Origin of the sequence: Rhizobium sp. Root482 (assembly GCF_001426565.1) — a bacterium.
In the GTDB taxonomy this organism is placed as follows: domain Bacteria; phylum Pseudomonadota; class Alphaproteobacteria; order Rhizobiales; family Rhizobiaceae; genus Pararhizobium.
In genome coordinates this window covers 335,906-352,143 of the sequence record NZ_LMFA01000001.1, presented here as the reverse complement: position 1 = coordinate 352,143, position 16,238 = coordinate 335,906, and the positions used below count along the sequence as shown (strand labels likewise).

The 16,238-nt window shown below is 62.7% G+C and carries 15 protein-coding genes; 2 read left to right on the top strand and 13 right to left on the bottom strand.

The genetic code is table 11. The features are described from left to right. Nucleotides 1–53 precede the first annotated feature (53 nt). On the bottom strand, nucleotides 54–1,058 hold the full coding sequence (locus ASD31_RS01500; RefSeq protein ID WP_156392462.1) for a GlxA family transcriptional regulator: 1,005 nt from the start codon (nucleotides 1,056–1,058) through the stop codon (nucleotides 54–56). On the opposite strand from ASD31_RS01500, the gene ASD31_RS26200 reads away from it, so the two are divergent. Continuing rightward, entirely contained in the window at nucleotides 997–1,185 is a 189-nt protein-coding gene (locus tag ASD31_RS26200) for a hypothetical protein (protein WP_162251119.1), read from the top strand. The genes ASD31_RS01500 and ASD31_RS26200 overlap by 62 nt on opposite strands. A gap of 673 nt (nucleotides 1,186–1,858) precedes the next feature. Here the strand turns inward: ASD31_RS26200 and ASD31_RS01490 are convergent. The 6 genes from ASD31_RS01490 to ASD31_RS25715 form a co-directional block, all read right to left on the bottom strand. Continuing rightward, nucleotides 1,859–3,364 carry a tripartite tricarboxylate transporter permease gene (locus ASD31_RS01490; RefSeq protein ID WP_056328397.1) on the bottom strand — a complete coding sequence of 502 codons (1,506 nt, stop codon included), beginning with the start codon at nucleotides 3,362–3,364 and terminating at the stop codon, nucleotides 1,859–1,861. A gap of 9 nt (nucleotides 3,365–3,373) precedes the next feature. Then, nucleotides 3,374–3,835, bottom strand: coding sequence for a tripartite tricarboxylate transporter TctB family protein (locus ASD31_RS01485; RefSeq protein ID WP_056328395.1), 462 nt, complete (start codon nucleotides 3,833–3,835; stop codon nucleotides 3,374–3,376). A 159-nt stretch (nucleotides 3,836–3,994) separates the two neighbouring features. Further along, nucleotides 3,995–4,978, bottom strand: a complete 984-nt coding sequence (locus ASD31_RS01480) for a tripartite tricarboxylate transporter substrate-binding protein (RefSeq protein WP_056328394.1) — start codon at nucleotides 4,976–4,978, stop codon at nucleotides 3,995–3,997. Between the two features lie 198 nt (nucleotides 4,979–5,176). Then, nucleotides 5,177–6,526: a sigma-54-dependent transcriptional regulator gene (locus tag ASD31_RS01475; protein ID WP_056328392.1), complete on the bottom strand. Its 1,350-nt coding sequence runs from the start codon at nucleotides 6,524–6,526 to the stop codon at nucleotides 5,177–5,179. Then, complete coding sequence (locus tag ASD31_RS01470; RefSeq protein WP_274534247.1) at nucleotides 6,523–8,292, bottom strand: sensor histidine kinase; 1,770 nt, start codon at nucleotides 8,290–8,292, stop codon at nucleotides 6,523–6,525. Before ASD31_RS01470 ends, ASD31_RS01475 begins: the two co-directional genes overlap by 4 nt. Before the next feature lie 152 nt (nucleotides 8,293–8,444). Continuing rightward, nucleotides 8,445–8,582 (bottom strand): hypothetical protein, encoded by a 138-nt coding sequence (locus tag ASD31_RS25715; RefSeq protein ID WP_156392461.1) that lies wholly within the window; start codon nucleotides 8,580–8,582, stop codon nucleotides 8,445–8,447. A 224-nt stretch (nucleotides 8,583–8,806) separates the two neighbouring features. On the opposite strand from ASD31_RS25715, the gene ASD31_RS01465 reads away from it, so the two are divergent. Then, entirely contained in the window at nucleotides 8,807–9,691 is an 885-nt protein-coding gene (locus tag ASD31_RS01465) for a LysR family transcriptional regulator (RefSeq protein WP_056328391.1), read from the top strand. A 19-nt stretch (nucleotides 9,692–9,710) separates the two neighbouring features. Here ASD31_RS01465 and ASD31_RS01460 read toward each other — a convergent pair whose 3' ends face one another. From ASD31_RS01460 to ASD31_RS01435, 6 genes are all read right to left on the bottom strand, one after another. Continuing rightward, nucleotides 9,711–10,796 carry a DNA topoisomerase IB gene (locus tag ASD31_RS01460; RefSeq protein ID WP_056328389.1) on the bottom strand — a complete coding sequence of 362 codons (1,086 nt, stop codon included), beginning with the start codon at nucleotides 10,794–10,796 and terminating at the stop codon, nucleotides 9,711–9,713. Nucleotides 10,797–10,847: 51 nt separating this feature from the next. Then, nucleotides 10,848–12,887: an ASKHA domain-containing protein gene (locus ASD31_RS01455; RefSeq protein ID WP_056328387.1), complete on the bottom strand. Its 2,040-nt coding sequence runs from the start codon at nucleotides 12,885–12,887 to the stop codon at nucleotides 10,848–10,850. Between the two features lie 262 nt (nucleotides 12,888–13,149). Then, nucleotides 13,150–14,112 carry a methyltetrahydrofolate cobalamin methyltransferase gene (locus ASD31_RS01450; protein WP_056328385.1) on the bottom strand — a complete coding sequence of 321 codons (963 nt, stop codon included), beginning with the start codon at nucleotides 14,110–14,112 and terminating at the stop codon, nucleotides 13,150–13,152. A gap of 121 nt (nucleotides 14,113–14,233) precedes the next feature. Then, on the bottom strand, nucleotides 14,234–15,328 hold the full coding sequence (locus ASD31_RS01445; protein WP_056328384.1) for a methylenetetrahydrofolate reductase: 1,095 nt from the start codon (nucleotides 15,326–15,328) through the stop codon (nucleotides 14,234–14,236). A 3-nt stretch (nucleotides 15,329–15,331) separates the two neighbouring features. Next, nucleotides 15,332–15,913 carry a methylenetetrahydrofolate reductase C-terminal domain-containing protein gene (locus ASD31_RS01440; protein ID WP_056328382.1) on the bottom strand — a complete coding sequence of 194 codons (582 nt, stop codon included), beginning with the start codon at nucleotides 15,911–15,913 and terminating at the stop codon, nucleotides 15,332–15,334. After that, nucleotides 15,906–16,208, bottom strand: coding sequence for a virulence factor (locus ASD31_RS01435; protein ID WP_056328380.1), 303 nt, complete (start codon nucleotides 16,206–16,208; stop codon nucleotides 15,906–15,908). Before ASD31_RS01435 ends, ASD31_RS01440 begins: the two co-directional genes overlap by 8 nt. Nucleotides 16,209–16,238: the final 30 nt, after the last annotated feature.

Sequence of the window (16,238 nt, the reverse complement as noted above, 5' to 3'; positions counted from 1 at the left end):
CGCCGGCTTTGCGGCGATGGTTTTTCAGCGTCATTGGCGCCATTCGGCGCGCGTCAGCGCACGGTCTGCAGTGTCAGCTTGCGCTCTGCGCGCTCCTGCTGGGGAGAACGGTTATAGAGCTCGCGGTAACATTTTGAAAAATGCGAGGCCGAAACGAAGCCGCAGGCGACGGCCACTTCCACCACCGGCATGGCCGACTGGACCAGCAGGTGGCGGGCACGGTCGAGCCGGATTTCGAGATAGTAGCGGGCAGGGGACCTGCCCATTTCCTGACGGAACAGCCGCTCGATCTGGCGGCGCGACAGGCCGGCGCTGTCGGCGATCTCAAGCAGCGACAGGGGTTCGGAAAGGTTTCCTTCCATCAATTCGATGATCGACAGCACCTTGGCATTCTGCACGCCGAGGCGTGCACGCAGCGGCAGGCGCTGGCGATCATGCGGCCCGCGCACGCGGTCCGTGAGGGCCTGTTCGCAAACCCGATTGACGAGGTTCTCGCCGAAATCCTGGTCGATGAGATTGAGCATCATGTCGAGCGAGGCGGTGCCGCCGGCGCAGGTATAGATATTGCCGTCGATCTCGTAGAGATCTGCATAGACATCGACCTGCGGAAAGCTTTCGGCAAAGCCCGGAAGGTTCTCCCAGTGGATCGCGCAGCGCTTGCCGGTGAGCAGGCCCGCGGATGCCAGCACATGGGCGCCCGTACAGAGGCTGCCGACCGAAACCCCGCGGTTATAGACTTCGCGCAGCCAGGCATTGACCGACTTGTTCTGGAATTCCTCGACATAGACGCCGGAACAGACCAGCACCATCGAGGGGCGGTTCTCGCCGCCCAGGAACTTGCGCTCGTCGGCAAGCGACGTATTCACCTCCAGGCCGATGCCGCTCGACGACTGGACCTGTGTGCCGTCGGTCGAGGCCAGCCGCCATGAATAGGCTTCATAGCCGAGCATCCGATTGGCGATGCGCAAGGTTTCGATCGCCGCGGAAAAAGGCAGCATGGAAAAATTAGGCACCAGAAAGAATACGAGGGAACGCTTTGTCGTCAAAGGCTTCGTCATCGGTGGCTCCATGCGCCGCGGGATGTCGCATTTGTCACGTGGACGCCCGGCATCGCGCTATCTTGAAAGCGACATTGGCATGGACGGCCGCGACGGGGAAGGAATATGTGATCTTTTTAAATTATAAATCAGTCTTAAACGAACCGAAGAGCCCAAGATTTAATCATAATCTTGCGTAGGACAAGGGTTCATCCGGTGATCCATCATTTGTCCACCGCTCGGAAAAGCGCCACGAAACCGAGATAGGCACCGTTCTTCTTGGCAATTTGCGACGTCGTTTTTCTCGCCATTCTGTCGGAAACAGGCCATCCTGAGCGGCGGTAAAGGCGGGCAGCAAAAAGGGCATTCGGTCATCGAATGCCCTTTTCAAAGATCTAGAGTTTTGCGACAGGCGAACTTATCGCCCGTCCCGGTGAGCGGATCGGTCATCGCGTCGGGGTGTTTTTGTTTGACCCGTCGGCGACGGGAAAACCGATATCCTTGAGTGTTTCGTAGGAAAGGCCTGCGAGAGCCTTTTCGGCGCGGTGACGCTTCCAGGACGCAACGGTCCGGGCACGCAAACCGATGAGACTTGCGGCGAGGACGGAGCGCCCTGACCGCGGTGAGTGTTCGAGACTGAAGAATGACATTTCCTGGTTCCTTTTGAACGAGTGCTTTCAAAAGGTCGCGACCATGCAAGGATAATGCCGCCTGCCCATCCATCATTCAAGCGAATATAATTGATCTCGTACATCAATGAATTTGATTGATTGGAGCGGGTGGCCGAGGGCGGCTAAGCGTTGCCGCTCGCCGCCCCTCGTTCAATCCTCTTCCTGGAACACGGCTTCGCGCTTGGCCTTGACGGTGGGCATGAAGACGATGACCAGCACGGCAAGGGCGATCAGCAGGAGAACGGCGCTGATCGGCCGGGTCACGAAGGTCGTCGCATCGCCGCGCGACAGGATCATCGCTCGCCTCAGATTTTCCTCCAGCAGCGGACCGAGCACGAAACCCAGCAGAAGCGGTGCCGGCTCGCAGCGCAATTTCACCAGCGCATAGCCCACGAGCCCGAAGAAGGCGACCGCATAGAGATCATAGACGTTGGAATTGACGCTGTAGACGCCGATCGAGCAGAAGGCCATGATGATCGGGAAAAGCACATAGTAGGGGATCGTCAGCAGTTTCACCCAAAGGCCGATCAGCGGCAGGTTGAGGATCACCAGCATCAGATTGCCGATCCACATCGAGGCGATGATGCCCCAGAACAGTGCCGGCTGTTCGGCGGCCACGTTCGGGCCGGGCACGATGCCCTGGATGATCATGGCGCCGATCATCAGCGCCATCACCGGATTGGCGGGGATGCCGAGCGTCAGCAGCGGTATGAACGAGGTCTGGGCGCCGGCATTGTTGGCCGATTCCGGGCCGGCCACGCCGGCGACTGCGCCATGACCGAATTCCTCGGGCGTATCGGAAAGGCGCTTCTCCACCGTGTAGGAGGCGAAGGCCGCGAGGATGGCGCCGCCGCCTGGCAAGATGCCGAGCGCCGAGCCGATCGCGGTGCCACGCAGGACCGGAGCGACCATCTTGCGGAAATCGTCGCGCGTCGGCAAAAGGCCGCTCACCTTCGCCATCAGCACCGTTCGGGTCTTCTCGCCTTCGAGATTGCGCAGGATTTCGGCGATACCGAAGACGCCGACCGCGACGGCAACGAAGTTCAGTCCGTCGGAATATTCCCGGATGCCGAGGATGAAGCGCGGCGTGCCGGTATAGATGTCCGTGCCGACGAGGCCGAGCAGAAGCCCGAGAACCACCATGGCCAGCGCCTTGACGATCGAGCCATGGGCAAGCGCGATCGAGGAAACGAGACCGACGACCATCAGCGAGAAATATTCCGCGGCGCCGAACTTCAGCGCGATCCCGGTCAGCGGAATGGCGAAGATGGCGACCAGGAAGGTAGAGACCGTGCCGGCGAAGAAGGAGCCGAGGGCGGCGATCGACAGGGCGGCGCCGGCCCGGCCCTTGCGGGCCATCTGGTAGCCGTCGATGGCGGTGACGGCGGAAGAGGATTCGCCGGGCATGTTGATCAGGATCGCCGTCGTCGAGCCGCCATACTGAGCGCCGTAATAGATGCCGGCAAGCATGATCAGCGAGGACACGGGCTCAAGCTGGAAGGTGATCGGCAGGAGCATGGCGATGGTCGCCGTGGCGCCGATGCCCGGCAGCACGCCGATCAGGGTGCCGAGCAGCACGCCGATCAGGCAGAACAGGAGATTTTCCGGCGACGCGGCTGTGGTGAAGCCGAGTGCGAGATTGCTGAAAAGGTCCATCGGTATGTCCTAGAATCTGAGCCAGGGGCCAAAGCGCTGAAAGGGCAGGCCGAGCGCATAGCTGAAGACCGCGACGGAAAAAATCGCCAGTCCCGCCGATACGATCAGGGCCGTGAGCGGCTTCATGCGCTGCGACGCGAAGCAGGCGATCAGGGCGGTGCAGAAGACCGCCGGCACGAAACCGAGGCCACGCACCGTCAGGCCGAAGAAGATGGGGGCCGGCAGGATGAAGAACACGCCGCGCCAGGCGATCGGCCCCAGCGGCTCGCCCTTGACACGAGCCGACTGGACGAGAATGACGCAGCCGAGAAAGGTCAGGATAAGGGCAAGCATGAGCGGAAAATAGCCGGGCCCCATCCGGAATGCCGTGCCAAGCTCGAGGCCGAGACATTGGTAGATGAAGAACCCGCCGGTCGCGATAAGGATCGCGCCGCAGAGTGCGTTTGTCGTATCGAAAGCGATGGATCTCATGGAACCCCCTCCCTTGGTTTCCAGCCTGCCCGGCAGGGCGTAGAGTTTTCGAGCCATGCCGGACAGCGGTTTGTTCGTGAAGCCTGCGCGACCGCTTGCAACGGCCACTCTTCCGCCGGAAGGGAAAGAGCGGCCGTTAATGGGCGGCGGATCGAACGATCAGTCGGCGTACTGACCGGCAGCCTCGATTACAGGCTTCCAGCGAGCGATTTCGCTTTCGAGCTTGGCCTTCAGGGCAGCCGGCGTCGCGTCTTCCTGCGAGGACGGTTCCGTGCCGAGTTCGGCGAAGCGGGCAACGACATTCTCGTCCTTGAGGGCAACCTGCAGCGATTTCGACAGACGCTCGACGGCCTCCGTCGGCGTGCCCTTCGGGGCATAGACGCCGTGCCAGATGCCAACCTGGAAATCGGCAAGGCCGCTTTCGATGGCGGTGGGGACATCCGGCAGCACCGGCAGGCGTTCCGGCGACGTCACGGCATAGGCCTTGATCGTGCCGCCCTTGATCTGCTTGGTGGTGTTGGTCGTCTGGTCGCACATGATATCGACCTGACCGCCGAGCAAGTCGGTCATGGCCGGGCCGGTACCCTTGTACGGTACGGTGACCAGCGGCGTTTCGATCGCACTCATGAACATCATGCCGCAGAGATGCGAGGCGGCGCCGATGCCGGCATTGGCGACGGTCACCTTGTCCTTGTTGGCCTTGACATAGTCGATCAGGCTCTTGATGTCGGTCGGCTCGAAGTCCTTGCGGGCAACGATCGTCATCGGCACTTCGGTGACGAGGCCGACATATTCGAAGGCGTTCAGCGTGTCATAGGCGAGCTTGCGATAAAGCGTCGCGCTGGTTGCCATGCCGATATGATGCAGAAGGACAGTGTAGCCATCCGCTTCGGCCTGCGCCACGCGCCCTGCGCCGAGCGTTCCACCGGCGCCGCCGACATTTTCGACGACGACCTGCTGGCCGAGATCCTTGGACATGGATTCGGCAACCAGGCGGGCAACGGTGTCGGTCGGGCCGCCGGCCGAGAACGGAACGACCATGGTGATCGTACGCTCGGGATAGGTCTGCGCGCTGGCGGAAACGGCAATGAGCGAAACGGCGGCAAGCGCCGTCATGCCAAGCATGGCTTTCAGGGTTTTCATCGAAATCCTCCGGATAAATATGGCCAGCCGACGCAGCTCCTCCCGCGCCGTTTCTGGGTCCTTTATTTTTGGCGCCGACCCATCATGGCGCAACCGCTAACATGCGGCTGATGGATTTTCCTGAGATCATCGAGCGCAGCATGGGTAGGATTCGAAACAAATGCGTTTGGCGATGAGTGGAATTCCGCCCATTCGGGATCAGGAAAGGTCGTCGGTGAAAGCCATCTTCTTGTCGAGGCCGTATCTCTGCATCTTTTCGTAGAGCGTCTTGCGGGAAATCCCCAGCATTTCATAGACCGGTCGCAGGCTGCCGCCATGGGCGGCAAGCGCGCTTGCGATGACACCGCGCTCAAAGGCGGCGACCTTTTCGGCCAGCCGCTGCGACCCGGAGGCAGCCGGGATATCCTCCGGCTTGAGGTCAAGACCGAGCACGAGACGGTCGGCGGCGTTGCGCAGTTCGCGGACATTGCCGGGCCAGCTCTGTTCGGCGATCTCGGCCACCAGGTCCGGGGGGACATCGATGTCATTGCGGGCATAACGGGCGGATGCTTCCCGTACCAATTGCAGGAACAGGAGCGGGATATCGGCCTTGCGCTGCGCCAATGAGGGAACGCGCAAGGTCGCGACATTCAACCGGTAGTACAGATCCGCACGAAACCGGCCGGCGGCGACTTCCGCCTCCAGATCGGCCTTGCTCGTGGCGATGAAGCGGACGTCGAGGGGCACGATTTCGTTGGAGCCGAGCCTTGAAATCACCCGCTCCTGCAGCACGCGCAGGAACCTTGCCTGAAGGTCGTAGGGAAGGGAGCCGATCTCGTCGAGCAGGATCGTGCCGCCGCGGGCATGTTCGAACTTGCCGTAGCGCGGACGAAGGGCGCCGGGAAAGGCGCCGACCTCATGGCCGAACAGTTCGCTCTCGATGAGATTTTCCGGCAGGGCGGCGCAATTGATGGCGACCAGCGGCCGGTCGGCGCGGATGCTGATATCATGCAGCGCGCGGGCGACGACCTCCTTGCCGACGCCGGTCTCGCCGATGATCAGCGTGTCGGCGTCCGAGGCGCCGATGGCGCGCAGGCGGTAACGCAGATCGACCATGGCCTGGGTGCGCCCGGGCAGCCTTGCCTCGATATCGTCGCGCTTTCCCGCGACGGCCCTCAGCCGGCGGTTTTCGAGCACGAGGCTGCGCCGGTCGAGCGCCCGGCGGGCAATGGCGGCCAGATGCTCCGCGGTAAAGGGCTTTTCGAGAAAATCATAGACGCCCTCGCGCATCGCCTTGACCGCAAGCTGCACGTCGCCGTGGCCGGTGACGAGGATAACCGGAATTTCCGCATCGACCTCGCGGATGCGCTGCAAAAGGGTCATGCCATCCATGCCGGGCATGCGGATATCGCTGATCACGATGCCGGAAAAGCTGTAGCCGATCAGTTCCAGCACGTGTTCGGCGCTGGAGAAGGTCTCGACATCCAGCCCGAACAGTTCCAGCGCCTGCGTGGTGGAGCGCCGCATTTCCTCTTCGTCGTCGCAGAGAAGCACGCGGGCATCGCTCATTCGGCCGCCTCCCGCAGCGCTGTCGCCGCCTGGAGTTCGACGCTGAAAACGGCGCCGCCATCGGGGTGGTTGGAAGCCGATAGGCTGCCGCCGAAATCCTTGACGATATTGTAGGATATGGAAAGCCCGAGCCCGAGCCCCTTGCCGACGCCTTTGGTGGTGAAGAAGGGGTCGAATATGCGCTCCGCGATGGCGGCCGGCACGCCGGGGCCGTGATCGCGGATTTTCAGGATCGTCTTTGCGCCGTGGCGTTCGGCGGCGATATGTATGCGCCGGTCGGGAAGGCCCTCGACGGCGTCGGCCGCATTGCTGATGATGTTGACGAGCACCTGCTGCAGGCGGACCGAGCCGGCCTTCACCATCATCCTGTCAAAGGGCGCGATCTCGACATCGGCATCGGCCGCCTTCAGGCGCGCCGAGACGATATCGAGCGTGTCCGCCATTACGTCGGTCAGCGCCACGGGGCCGAATTTCTCGTTCGGCTTGCGGGCGAAATTTCGCAAATGGCGGCTGATGGAGGCCATGCGGTCGATCAGGCCGGAGATGCGGCGTATATTGTCGCGCGCTTCCTCGGTGCGTTCGCGATCGATCAGCATGGCGGCGCTGTCGGCATAGGTCTTGGCGGCGGCCAGCGGCTGGTTCAGTTCGTGGGAGAGGGCCGCCGACATCTGTCCTAGGCCCGCCAGCTTGCCGGCCTGGATCAGGTCGGCTTGAGTCTTGCGCAATTCCTTCTCCGTCAGTCGCCGTTCGGCAATTTCGAGCTCGATGCGCCGGTTGACCAGGGCAAGATCGGCGGTCCGCTCCTCGACCCGGCGCTCCAGCTCGTTGCGAGCCTCGGCCTGCATGCGCATGCGCTCTGCCAGGCGGGCCCGGCGCTGCAGGAAGATCGCCAGCGCCAGGCCTGCCAGGCAGAGGAAGAGGACCACGGCAACGACGATGGTGCGCGCCTGGGTGCGTGCGGAGGCGGTGTCCATCAGTACGTTCACCGTCCAGTCAGCCTGCGGCATGTAGTGCGACAGGACGAGATATTCGCGGCCGTCGGCCGTAGTCACCAGCGAATGATCGTCCAGCCGGCTACGGGCGATCGGCAGCGGCTTGAGTTCGGCCTCGGCATAGCGGCGCGATGCCTGGGTGCGGTCAATGCGGGCATGATCCAGCGGCAATATGCCGGAATAGAGCCATTCCGGGCTGCCGGTCATGAAGATGATGCCTTCGGGATCAGAGACGAAGATCTTGTACTCGCCCCCGCGCCACGAGGTCTCGATCGAATCGATATCCACTTTGAAGACGATGACGCCGCCGATCCGACCTTCGGCGCGGATGGGCGAGGCGAAGTAGTAGCCGCGCTTCAGCGAGGTGGTCCCGAGCGCGTAGAAGCGTGACTGGCGCCCCTCGGCGGCATCCTGGAAATAGGGCCGATAGCTGAAATTCTGACCGATGAAACTTGCCGGCCCGTCGAAATTGCTGGCGGCGATGGTGTTTCCATCCATCGTCATCACATAGACATCGGAGGATTCCAGCAGCGTGTTGATGCTTTTCAGATAGATGTTGGCCCCGCGGCGCAGCCTGTCATCATCCGGTCGGCGGATCAGGGCCTTGATATCGGCATGATCGGCGATCAGCGCGGGAAGGGGCTCGTAGCGGCTGAGATGACCGCTGAGTGCCGAGACCGCCAGACGGAGCGCCGAGCCCGCCTGCAGGGAGGCTTCGTTCATGGAATTGCGGGTTGCCAGCGCGCCGCCCTGGAACACCACGGCATAAAACATGAGCGGCGCCAGGAACAACACCAGGCCAAGGCGATATTTCACGACTGCAACGCTCCACCCAACTTGGCGACCGCATTGGCCGCTGCAGCAAGCTTAGCCGTCAACGCCGCTGTTTCCAAGAGGAGGTGGAGAGTGGGCGTGCAAGGTGCGGTTCATAGCCATCTGGTGCCGACAACCGTACCGTCTTCGAAAGCCAGATCCTCCTGCAGATTGCCGGGCAAGGCGGAGATTTCGCGCTGGGTCGCCTTGCGTGCTTCCATGATCCTGTGGGTGCGGTAGCTGTCTCTCACGTCTCGCACCAATGGAGAAAATATCCGACGCATCGCCGAGGAGAGGCTCATGGAGCCTGGAGCCGCATCTTTGAGTGGTGTTGTTACACTGTGTTGCAGAGACATCGAAAGCTCCTTTCATCGCATTTTTCGTGCTTGCAACTTGACTATCGGGCCGGTTTGAAGTTCAATCAAACGAAATGGTATCAAGCTATAAGTCAGAAAATTTGATCTAGGAGCCCCCCATGAACGTGATGCTGCGGCACGTCCTTCCGCTTCTCGAACTGGACGTCCTGAAGACGTTCGTCGCCATCGCCGAGACAGGCAATTTCACGACGGCGGCCGAAACCGTCTACCGGACGCCCTCGGCGGTCTCGATGCAGATCAAGAAGCTCGAGGAGATGCTCGGCTGCGTACTCTTCCTGCGCGATGCGCGCTCTGTTTCGCTGACGCCGAAGGGCGAGGTACTGCTCGGTTTTGCACGGCGCTTGCTGGCGCTCAACAACGAGGCCGTCTCGCGCTTCCTGCTGCCGGACATGAACGGTGTCGTCAAGGTTGGCGCGCCGGAGGATATCGGCGAGCGCATCCTGCCGGAAGTGCTCAAGAACTTTTCCGAATCCTATCCGAACGTGACCGTCGATGTGACGATCGGCAACAGCATCACCATGCGCAAGCGCGTCGAGGAACACCGCATGGATATCGCCATCTTCAACAGCATGGCGGGCGACAACACCGGCGGCGGCGAAATCCTGGTGGCCGAGAAACTGGTCTGGGCCGGGACGAAATGCGGCACGGCGCATACGCGCGAACCGCTGCCGGTCTCGATGTGGGAAGATGGCTGCGTCTGGCGCGCCGATGCGGTGGAACGGCTGAACCGCAGCGGCCGCAAGTTCCGCGTGGCGTTTCTCAGCGCCCATACGACCGGACAGCGTGCGGCCATTCAGGCCGATCTCGCCATTGCGCCCTTGCCCCGTTACCTCGTCCAGGGAGACCTGGTGGCACTCGGTGACGCCGAAGGCCTGCCGGAACTCGGGCATTACAATATTGGACTGCAGGTGGTCGAGAACGCCTCGGCGCCGGTACTGGCGGTCGCCGAGCATGTGCGCACCGCCTTTGTTGGGCTGCAATAATCTTAGACGAGAGGAAGGCTCAGGCGCCAGTTTTCTTCAACCAGCGCTGAACCCTGATCTCATCCTCATCCATCCAGCGGGTCAGGGTCTCGCTGCGGCTCGGCCGCAATTTCAGAAGGCCCGAAAGCGTGCCGCTGGCAAAATCCTCGAAGACCTGGGGATGGATATAGGAGGAGCGGCAGACGGCGCGGGTGTTGACGAGGCGGGCGGCCACTTCGTCCACGACCTTGTTGACCTGCTGCTTGAGGACACGCTCGCTGTCGCCCGGCTCGATGGCCGCCAGCCGCGTCGCCGCCATGCGTGTGGCGCCCCAGGTGCGAAATTGCCGTGAGGAAAAGTCGGTGCCGCAGGCCTCGCGGATATAGGCATTTACGTCCTGCGATCGGATCGGATGGCGCCGGCCATCCTCGTCGAGATATTGGAACAATTGCTGGCCCGGCAAATCCTGCAGCATCCGGATCGCCTTGCTGATGCGCCGGTCGGTATGGCTGAGGCGCCATTCCTTGCCGGATTTCCCCTTGAAATTGAAATGGACGCTGGAGCCGTCGATCTTCACATGGCGGTCGCGCAGCGTCGTCAGCCCATAGGAGCCGTTTTCCTGGGCATAGGCCGCATTGCCGATGCGGATGAACAGATTGTCGAGAAGCCAGACGACGGTGGCCAGCGCCTTGTCCATGCCCGGCTTGCGCAGCCTAAGGTCGGCATCGACCCGCTCGCGGACTTTCGGAAGCCGGGCGGCGAAATCCGGCAATTGCGCGAATTTGGTTTGGCCGCGCTCGGCGGACCAGTCGGGATGGTAGCGATACTGCTTGCGCCCGCGCACGTCCCGCCCCGTCGCCTGCAGATGCGTGTTCGGATCGGGCGAGATCACGACATCCGTATAGGCGGGTGGGATGGCTAGGGCGGCGATCCGGTCAAGCTCTGTCCGGTCGGTGATCCGCTGCCCATCGGGGGCATGGTAGAGGAAGCCGCGCTTGCCGGGCGTGCGGATAATGCCTTCGTCGAGGCTAGAAAGATAGACGAGTTCGCCTGGCGTCTGCTCCTTGTCGGGCGCGCGCAGCTTGATCGTCTTCTGTTTCGAGATGTGAGAAATTGTCTGATCCACGGTGACGCAAGAACGCCACCGTGGTCATTTGGTTCCCGGGGTTTTCCAGCGTCAGTCGCGACTGCGACGCCTGCGTCTGCCGCTCCCATCGCCGCCGTCGTCGGCCAGAACCTTGCGCTCCGGCAGCGTGACAACCTGGGCGAGCTTCGGGAAGGCATCGACCTTGTTGGGAAGCGCCATCGCATAGACGAAATGCTCCTGAAATTTTGATTCAAGTGCCGTCTCTATCTTCTCGATCTTGCTGACCATTTGCTCGATCTCGCGGCGGTGGCCGCGATTGAGGAGACACATCAGCGCGCCGGTGCCGGCGGCATTGCCCACAGCCTTCACCTCGGCAAGGTCGCAATCGGGGATAAGGCCGAGTACCATGGCATATTTCGGATCGATGAAGGAGCCGAAGGCGCCGGCGAAGCGGATCGTATCGACGTGATCGATCCCGAGCTTTTCCATCAGGAGCTTGATGCCGGCATAAAGGGCCGCCTTGGCAAGCTGGATGGCGCGCACGTCGTTCTGCGTCACGGTAATCCGCGGCTGTCCGTCATGGACGAGATAGGAGAAGGTGCGGCCGTTCTCGAGGATGCGCGGGCTTCTTGCGGCCATGCTGCCATCGACGACGCCGTCCTGCGAGATGATGCCGCAGAGATACATTTCGGCGACGACCTCGATGATCGCCGAACCACAGATGCCGGTAACGCCGACCGATGCCGCAGCCTCTGCAAACCCGTCCTCGTCGGACCATTTGTCGACGCCGATGACGCGGAATTTCGGCTCCAGCGTCTCGGGATCGATGCGTACACGCTCGATGGCACCAGGGGCCGCGCGCTGGCCGGAGGAAATTTCCGCGCCCTCGAAGGCAGGCCCGGTCGGCGAGGAGGCGGCGACGACGCGGTCGCTGTTGCCGAGTACGATCTCGGCATTGGTGCCGACATCGACGAGCAGCATCATCCGGTCCTGCTTGTAAGGCGCCTCGGCCAGCGTCGCGCCGGCGGCGTCGGCACCGACATGGCCGGCAATGCAGGGAAGCATATAGAGCCGCGCGCCGCGATTGACGTCGATGTCGATCTCATGTGCCCAATATTGAAGCGCGCCGGAAACGGCCAATGCGAACGGTGCCTGACCAAGCTCGGTCGGGTCGATGCCGAGGAACAGGTGGTGCATGATCGGGTTGGCGACGAAGACCATGTCGAGGATGTCGTGCCGGTCGACCTGGCCTTCCTCGCAGACCTTGCCGATCAGCATGTTGGCGGCCTCACGCACCGCCTTGGTCATGGCTTCGCGTCCGTCCGGGTTCATCATCACGTAGGAGACCCGGCTCATCAGGTCCTCGCCGAAGCGGATCTGCGGGTTGGACGTACCGGAGGAAGCGACGATGCGGCCGGAGAGCAGCGAGACGAGGTGCATGGCGATGGTCGTCGAGCCGATATCGCAGGCGATGCCGTAGGCCTCGTTCTTAAGCCCGGGCCAAAGCGCGACGATGAAGGGACGGGAGGAATCCATGTCGCGATGGATCGCGGCGGTGACGCCCCAGTTTCCCTTGCGCAGGATGCCCTGAATCTGCGGAATGAGATGCGGGGCGATCAGCAGGTCCTTCCAGCCCCAGTCCCGTTCCAGCATGACCTTCAGGCGGTCGAGATCGCCGAGCGGCTTGTGCATGTCGGGGTCGTCGACCTCGACATAGCAGAGCTGGACGGCGGCATTGCGCTCGATCACCCGGTCGGTCGCGGCCTTGCGCACGACCTGCGCATTGATCACGGTATCCTGCGGCACATCGACGACGAGATCGCCGAGGATCTGGGTGGAACAGGAGAGGCGGCGGCCTTCCGGCAGGCCGCGAATGCTCTCGTAGCGCTCCTCCTTCGGTCCCTTGGCGGAAATATTGTCGAGCGAGGAGACGATCTTGTGCTTGGCGAAATTGCCCTCCTGCACGGAGATCTGGCAACGGCCGCAGGTCGCCCGGCCGCCGCAGACGCTTTCGACATAGACGCCGAGCGAGCGCGCCGCATCGAGCACCGGCGTGCCGACAGGAAAGCGGCCGCGCTTGCCCGACGGCATGAAGAGGACGAGGGGATCCTTGCCTGTGACTTCGGTCATGTGGGCATCGTTTCCGGCAGAGCCATCAGTACGCATTTCCATCTTCCCTTACAAAGCCGTCCGTCGCCAGACTGCACCCGCCCTGTCGGCAACATTGTCCGGTTTCCGACATGCAAAGATCACCCTGCCGTTTTTGCAGGGTGACCGATCAAAATCCCGTCGGCCGGGATGTCCGGAGATTCGTCTCTCCTTCATCCCAGCGCTGTTTCACACCATAGACCCATCCGCCAGGTGGAGCGGCGAGCCTATTTCGATACGGTGGTCATTCCACCTTTGCGCCGGCGCCGGCGCGTCCCGCCCGTCCACCGCGGCGGCCGCTCGAGGCGCCGGGAGCGGATGCCGCGGTGGCAGCGCCGCCTTCGGCCGGCTTGTGATCGCGATAGGTCATGATCCAGTTGCCGCAATTCTGGTCGGTGCCGTTCAGCACATTGGCGGCGCGCACGGCTTCCATTTCCTGCGGGCGGCAGGGGTTCATGATCGCCGAGGTCATGCCGGCGCCGATCACCATGGGGATGAAGCCGGCATTGATGCCGTGGCGGTGCGGCAGGCCGAAGGAGATGTTGGAGAGGCCGCAGGTGGTGTTGACCTTCAATTCGTTGCGCAACCGGTGCAGCAGCGCAAAGACCTGGCGGCCGGCATCGCCCAGCGCCCCGATCGGCATGACCAACGGATCGACGACGATATCATGCGGCTTGATGCCATGGTCCATGGCGCGCTCGACGATTTTCTTGGCGACCGCGAAACGGACATCCGGGTCCATGGAAATGCCGGTCTCGTCATTGGAGATGGCAACCACCGGAACGTCGTATTTCTTGACCAGCGGCAGGATGGCCTCGAGCTTTTCCTCCTCGCCGGTGACGGAGTTCACCAGCGGCCGGCCCTTGGCGACCTTCAGGGCCGCCTCGATGGCGGCGGTGACCGAACTGTCGATCGACAGCGGCACGTCGACGAGACCCTGAACGATCTCCAGCGTCTGGACGAGCAGGCCCGGTTCGGTCTCGTTCGGATTGACGGAGGTGACGCCGGCATTGACGTCGAGCATGGTGGCGCCGGCGGCGACCTGTTCCAGCGCGTCCTTGATGACGGTCTCGAAATTGCCAACGATCATTTCGGCCGCCAGCTTCTTGCGACCGGTCGGATTGATGCGTTCGCCGATGACGCAGAAGGGCTGGTCGAAACCGATGATGATCTCGCGGGTGGCGGAGGCGACGATAGTGCGGGTCATGTCTGATCCTTGGGGTCGGTGGAGCGCGTATTGTTCGTAGCGCGCCGGCGTGGTTTGTCAAAGGCGTTCAGGCGGCTGCGCCCAATTTGTCTGTTGGCATTGGTCAATGCGATTGCTGGGGTCAATGCGATTGCTGGGCGGCGACCTCGGCCATCTGTTCCTGGTTTTCCGTCTTGCCGCCCTTCAATGCGTCGAGCCTTTCGGCGACGCGGCCGTCGCCCGGATTGGATTCGCGAGTCCAGGGGGTGCGGCCCTTAAGGACGCCCGATTCGTGGACGATCTCGGCGACATATTCCTCTTGCCGGTAGGCCATGACATGCACGCCCGATACGCCCTTGATCTCCTTCACCTCATTGATGATGTCGATGCAGAGCTGCTTGCCTTCCTTCTTCTGGTCCTGCGCACCTTCCAGCCGCTTGATGATCGCGTCGGGAATATGGATACCCGGCACATTGTTGCGGATCCAGTTGGCGGTCTTGGCGGAGGCGAGCGGGCCGACGCCGACGAGGATGAAGCATTGTTCGTCGAAGCCGAGGTCGCGCACCCTCGTCATGTAGTCGCGGAACATCGGCACGTCGAAGCAATACTGGCTCTGGACGAATTGCGCGCCGGCCTCGATCTTCTTGCCGAGCCGGTGGGGACGGAAATCGTAGGGCGGCGCAAAGGGATTGATGGCGGCGCCGAGAAACACCTGCGGCGGCGTCGTGAGCTTGCGGCCGGACAGGAACTTGCCGTTGTCGCGCATGATCCGCACGGTTTCCAGCAGCGACATGCAGTCGAGGTCGAAGACGGGCTTGGCGCCAGGCTGGTCGCCGGCCTGGACGCCGTCGCCGGTCAAGCACATGATATTGGCGACGCCCATGGCGGCGGCGCCCAGAACATCGCCCTGGATGGCGATGCGGTTCTTGTCGCGGCAGGCGATCTGCATGATCGGCGCATAGCCCATGCGGGTCAAAAGCGCGCAGATGCCGACCGAGGACATATGGCAATTGGCACCGGAGGCATCGACGGCATTGATGCCATCGACCCAGCCTTCGAAGATCGCCGCCCGCTCGTAGACGTCCTCGGGATCGGCGCTGTCGGGCGGATTGAGCTCGGCGGTGACGGCGAATTCGCCGCGTCGCAGCACGCGTTCGAGGCGGCCGCGCGAGGAATGGCCGGGCACCGGATCAAGCGGCAGATGGCGCCCCAGCGGGTTTTCGTCGATATGCGCCATGCGTCAAGCGTCCTTCGATACGGCTGCCGCTGCTTCGCGGGCTTCGGCGGCCTGCGCGGTCACGCGTAGCCAGGAGGAGGTTTCGCGCAGCGACTGGTTGACCGGTTTCTGCACGTTCATGATGGCATTGCCGCCGGCCATGTTGCGCGAGCCTTCCCAGGCCTTGACCCAGACGCAGGGCATGTCCGGCTCGACCTCGCAATTGCCGTTGGCGCGCACGCCGCCGCAGGGGCCGTTGCGCAACTGCTTGGGGCAATTCATCGGGCAGGACATGCCGGTCGATGAAAGCACGCACTGGCCGCACATGCGACAGTCGAACAAAAGGCCCTTGACGTGGCGCTCGACGAATGTGACCGGCGCCTCCACGCGGGCATAGCCGATCGCCTTCCACAGCGGATGCAACAGCAGGAAGACCCGGGCGAAGCGGTGATAGAACCATTCGAAGAAGCGTGAGTGGCGTATCGCCCAGAGGCGGATCGTATAGCTGCGCTGGCCGCGGCGGTTGGGCGAGACGCTGGACGGCGTATAGGCGCCTGTCGCCGCCTTCTTGGCGGAGGCTGCGTTTCCGGGCTTCGGATCAGCCATTGTCTTTGCCGCCGGATTTGACCAGCGCCACCAGCCGCTCCCGGTCATAGGTCGCCTCGAGTTCCGCCGCCGCCTTGTCGGCTTCGGCCTCGAGATCGTCGGAGACGGGGGTCGGTTCGGCCTTGCGCCATTCCGCCAGGTAATCGCCGCTGTCGGCGGCGCCGGTGCGCATGGCGCACATGTCTATCGCCTCGGTGAAGCGCAGGCTCAGCTCGCGCTTGGCGGTCCTGCGCCCCTGCTTGATGATGACCTGTGCGGGAATATCGCGCCAGTAAACGATGATGCGGTCTGCCATTTGCCAGAAGTCTCCTCTCGCGGGACAATG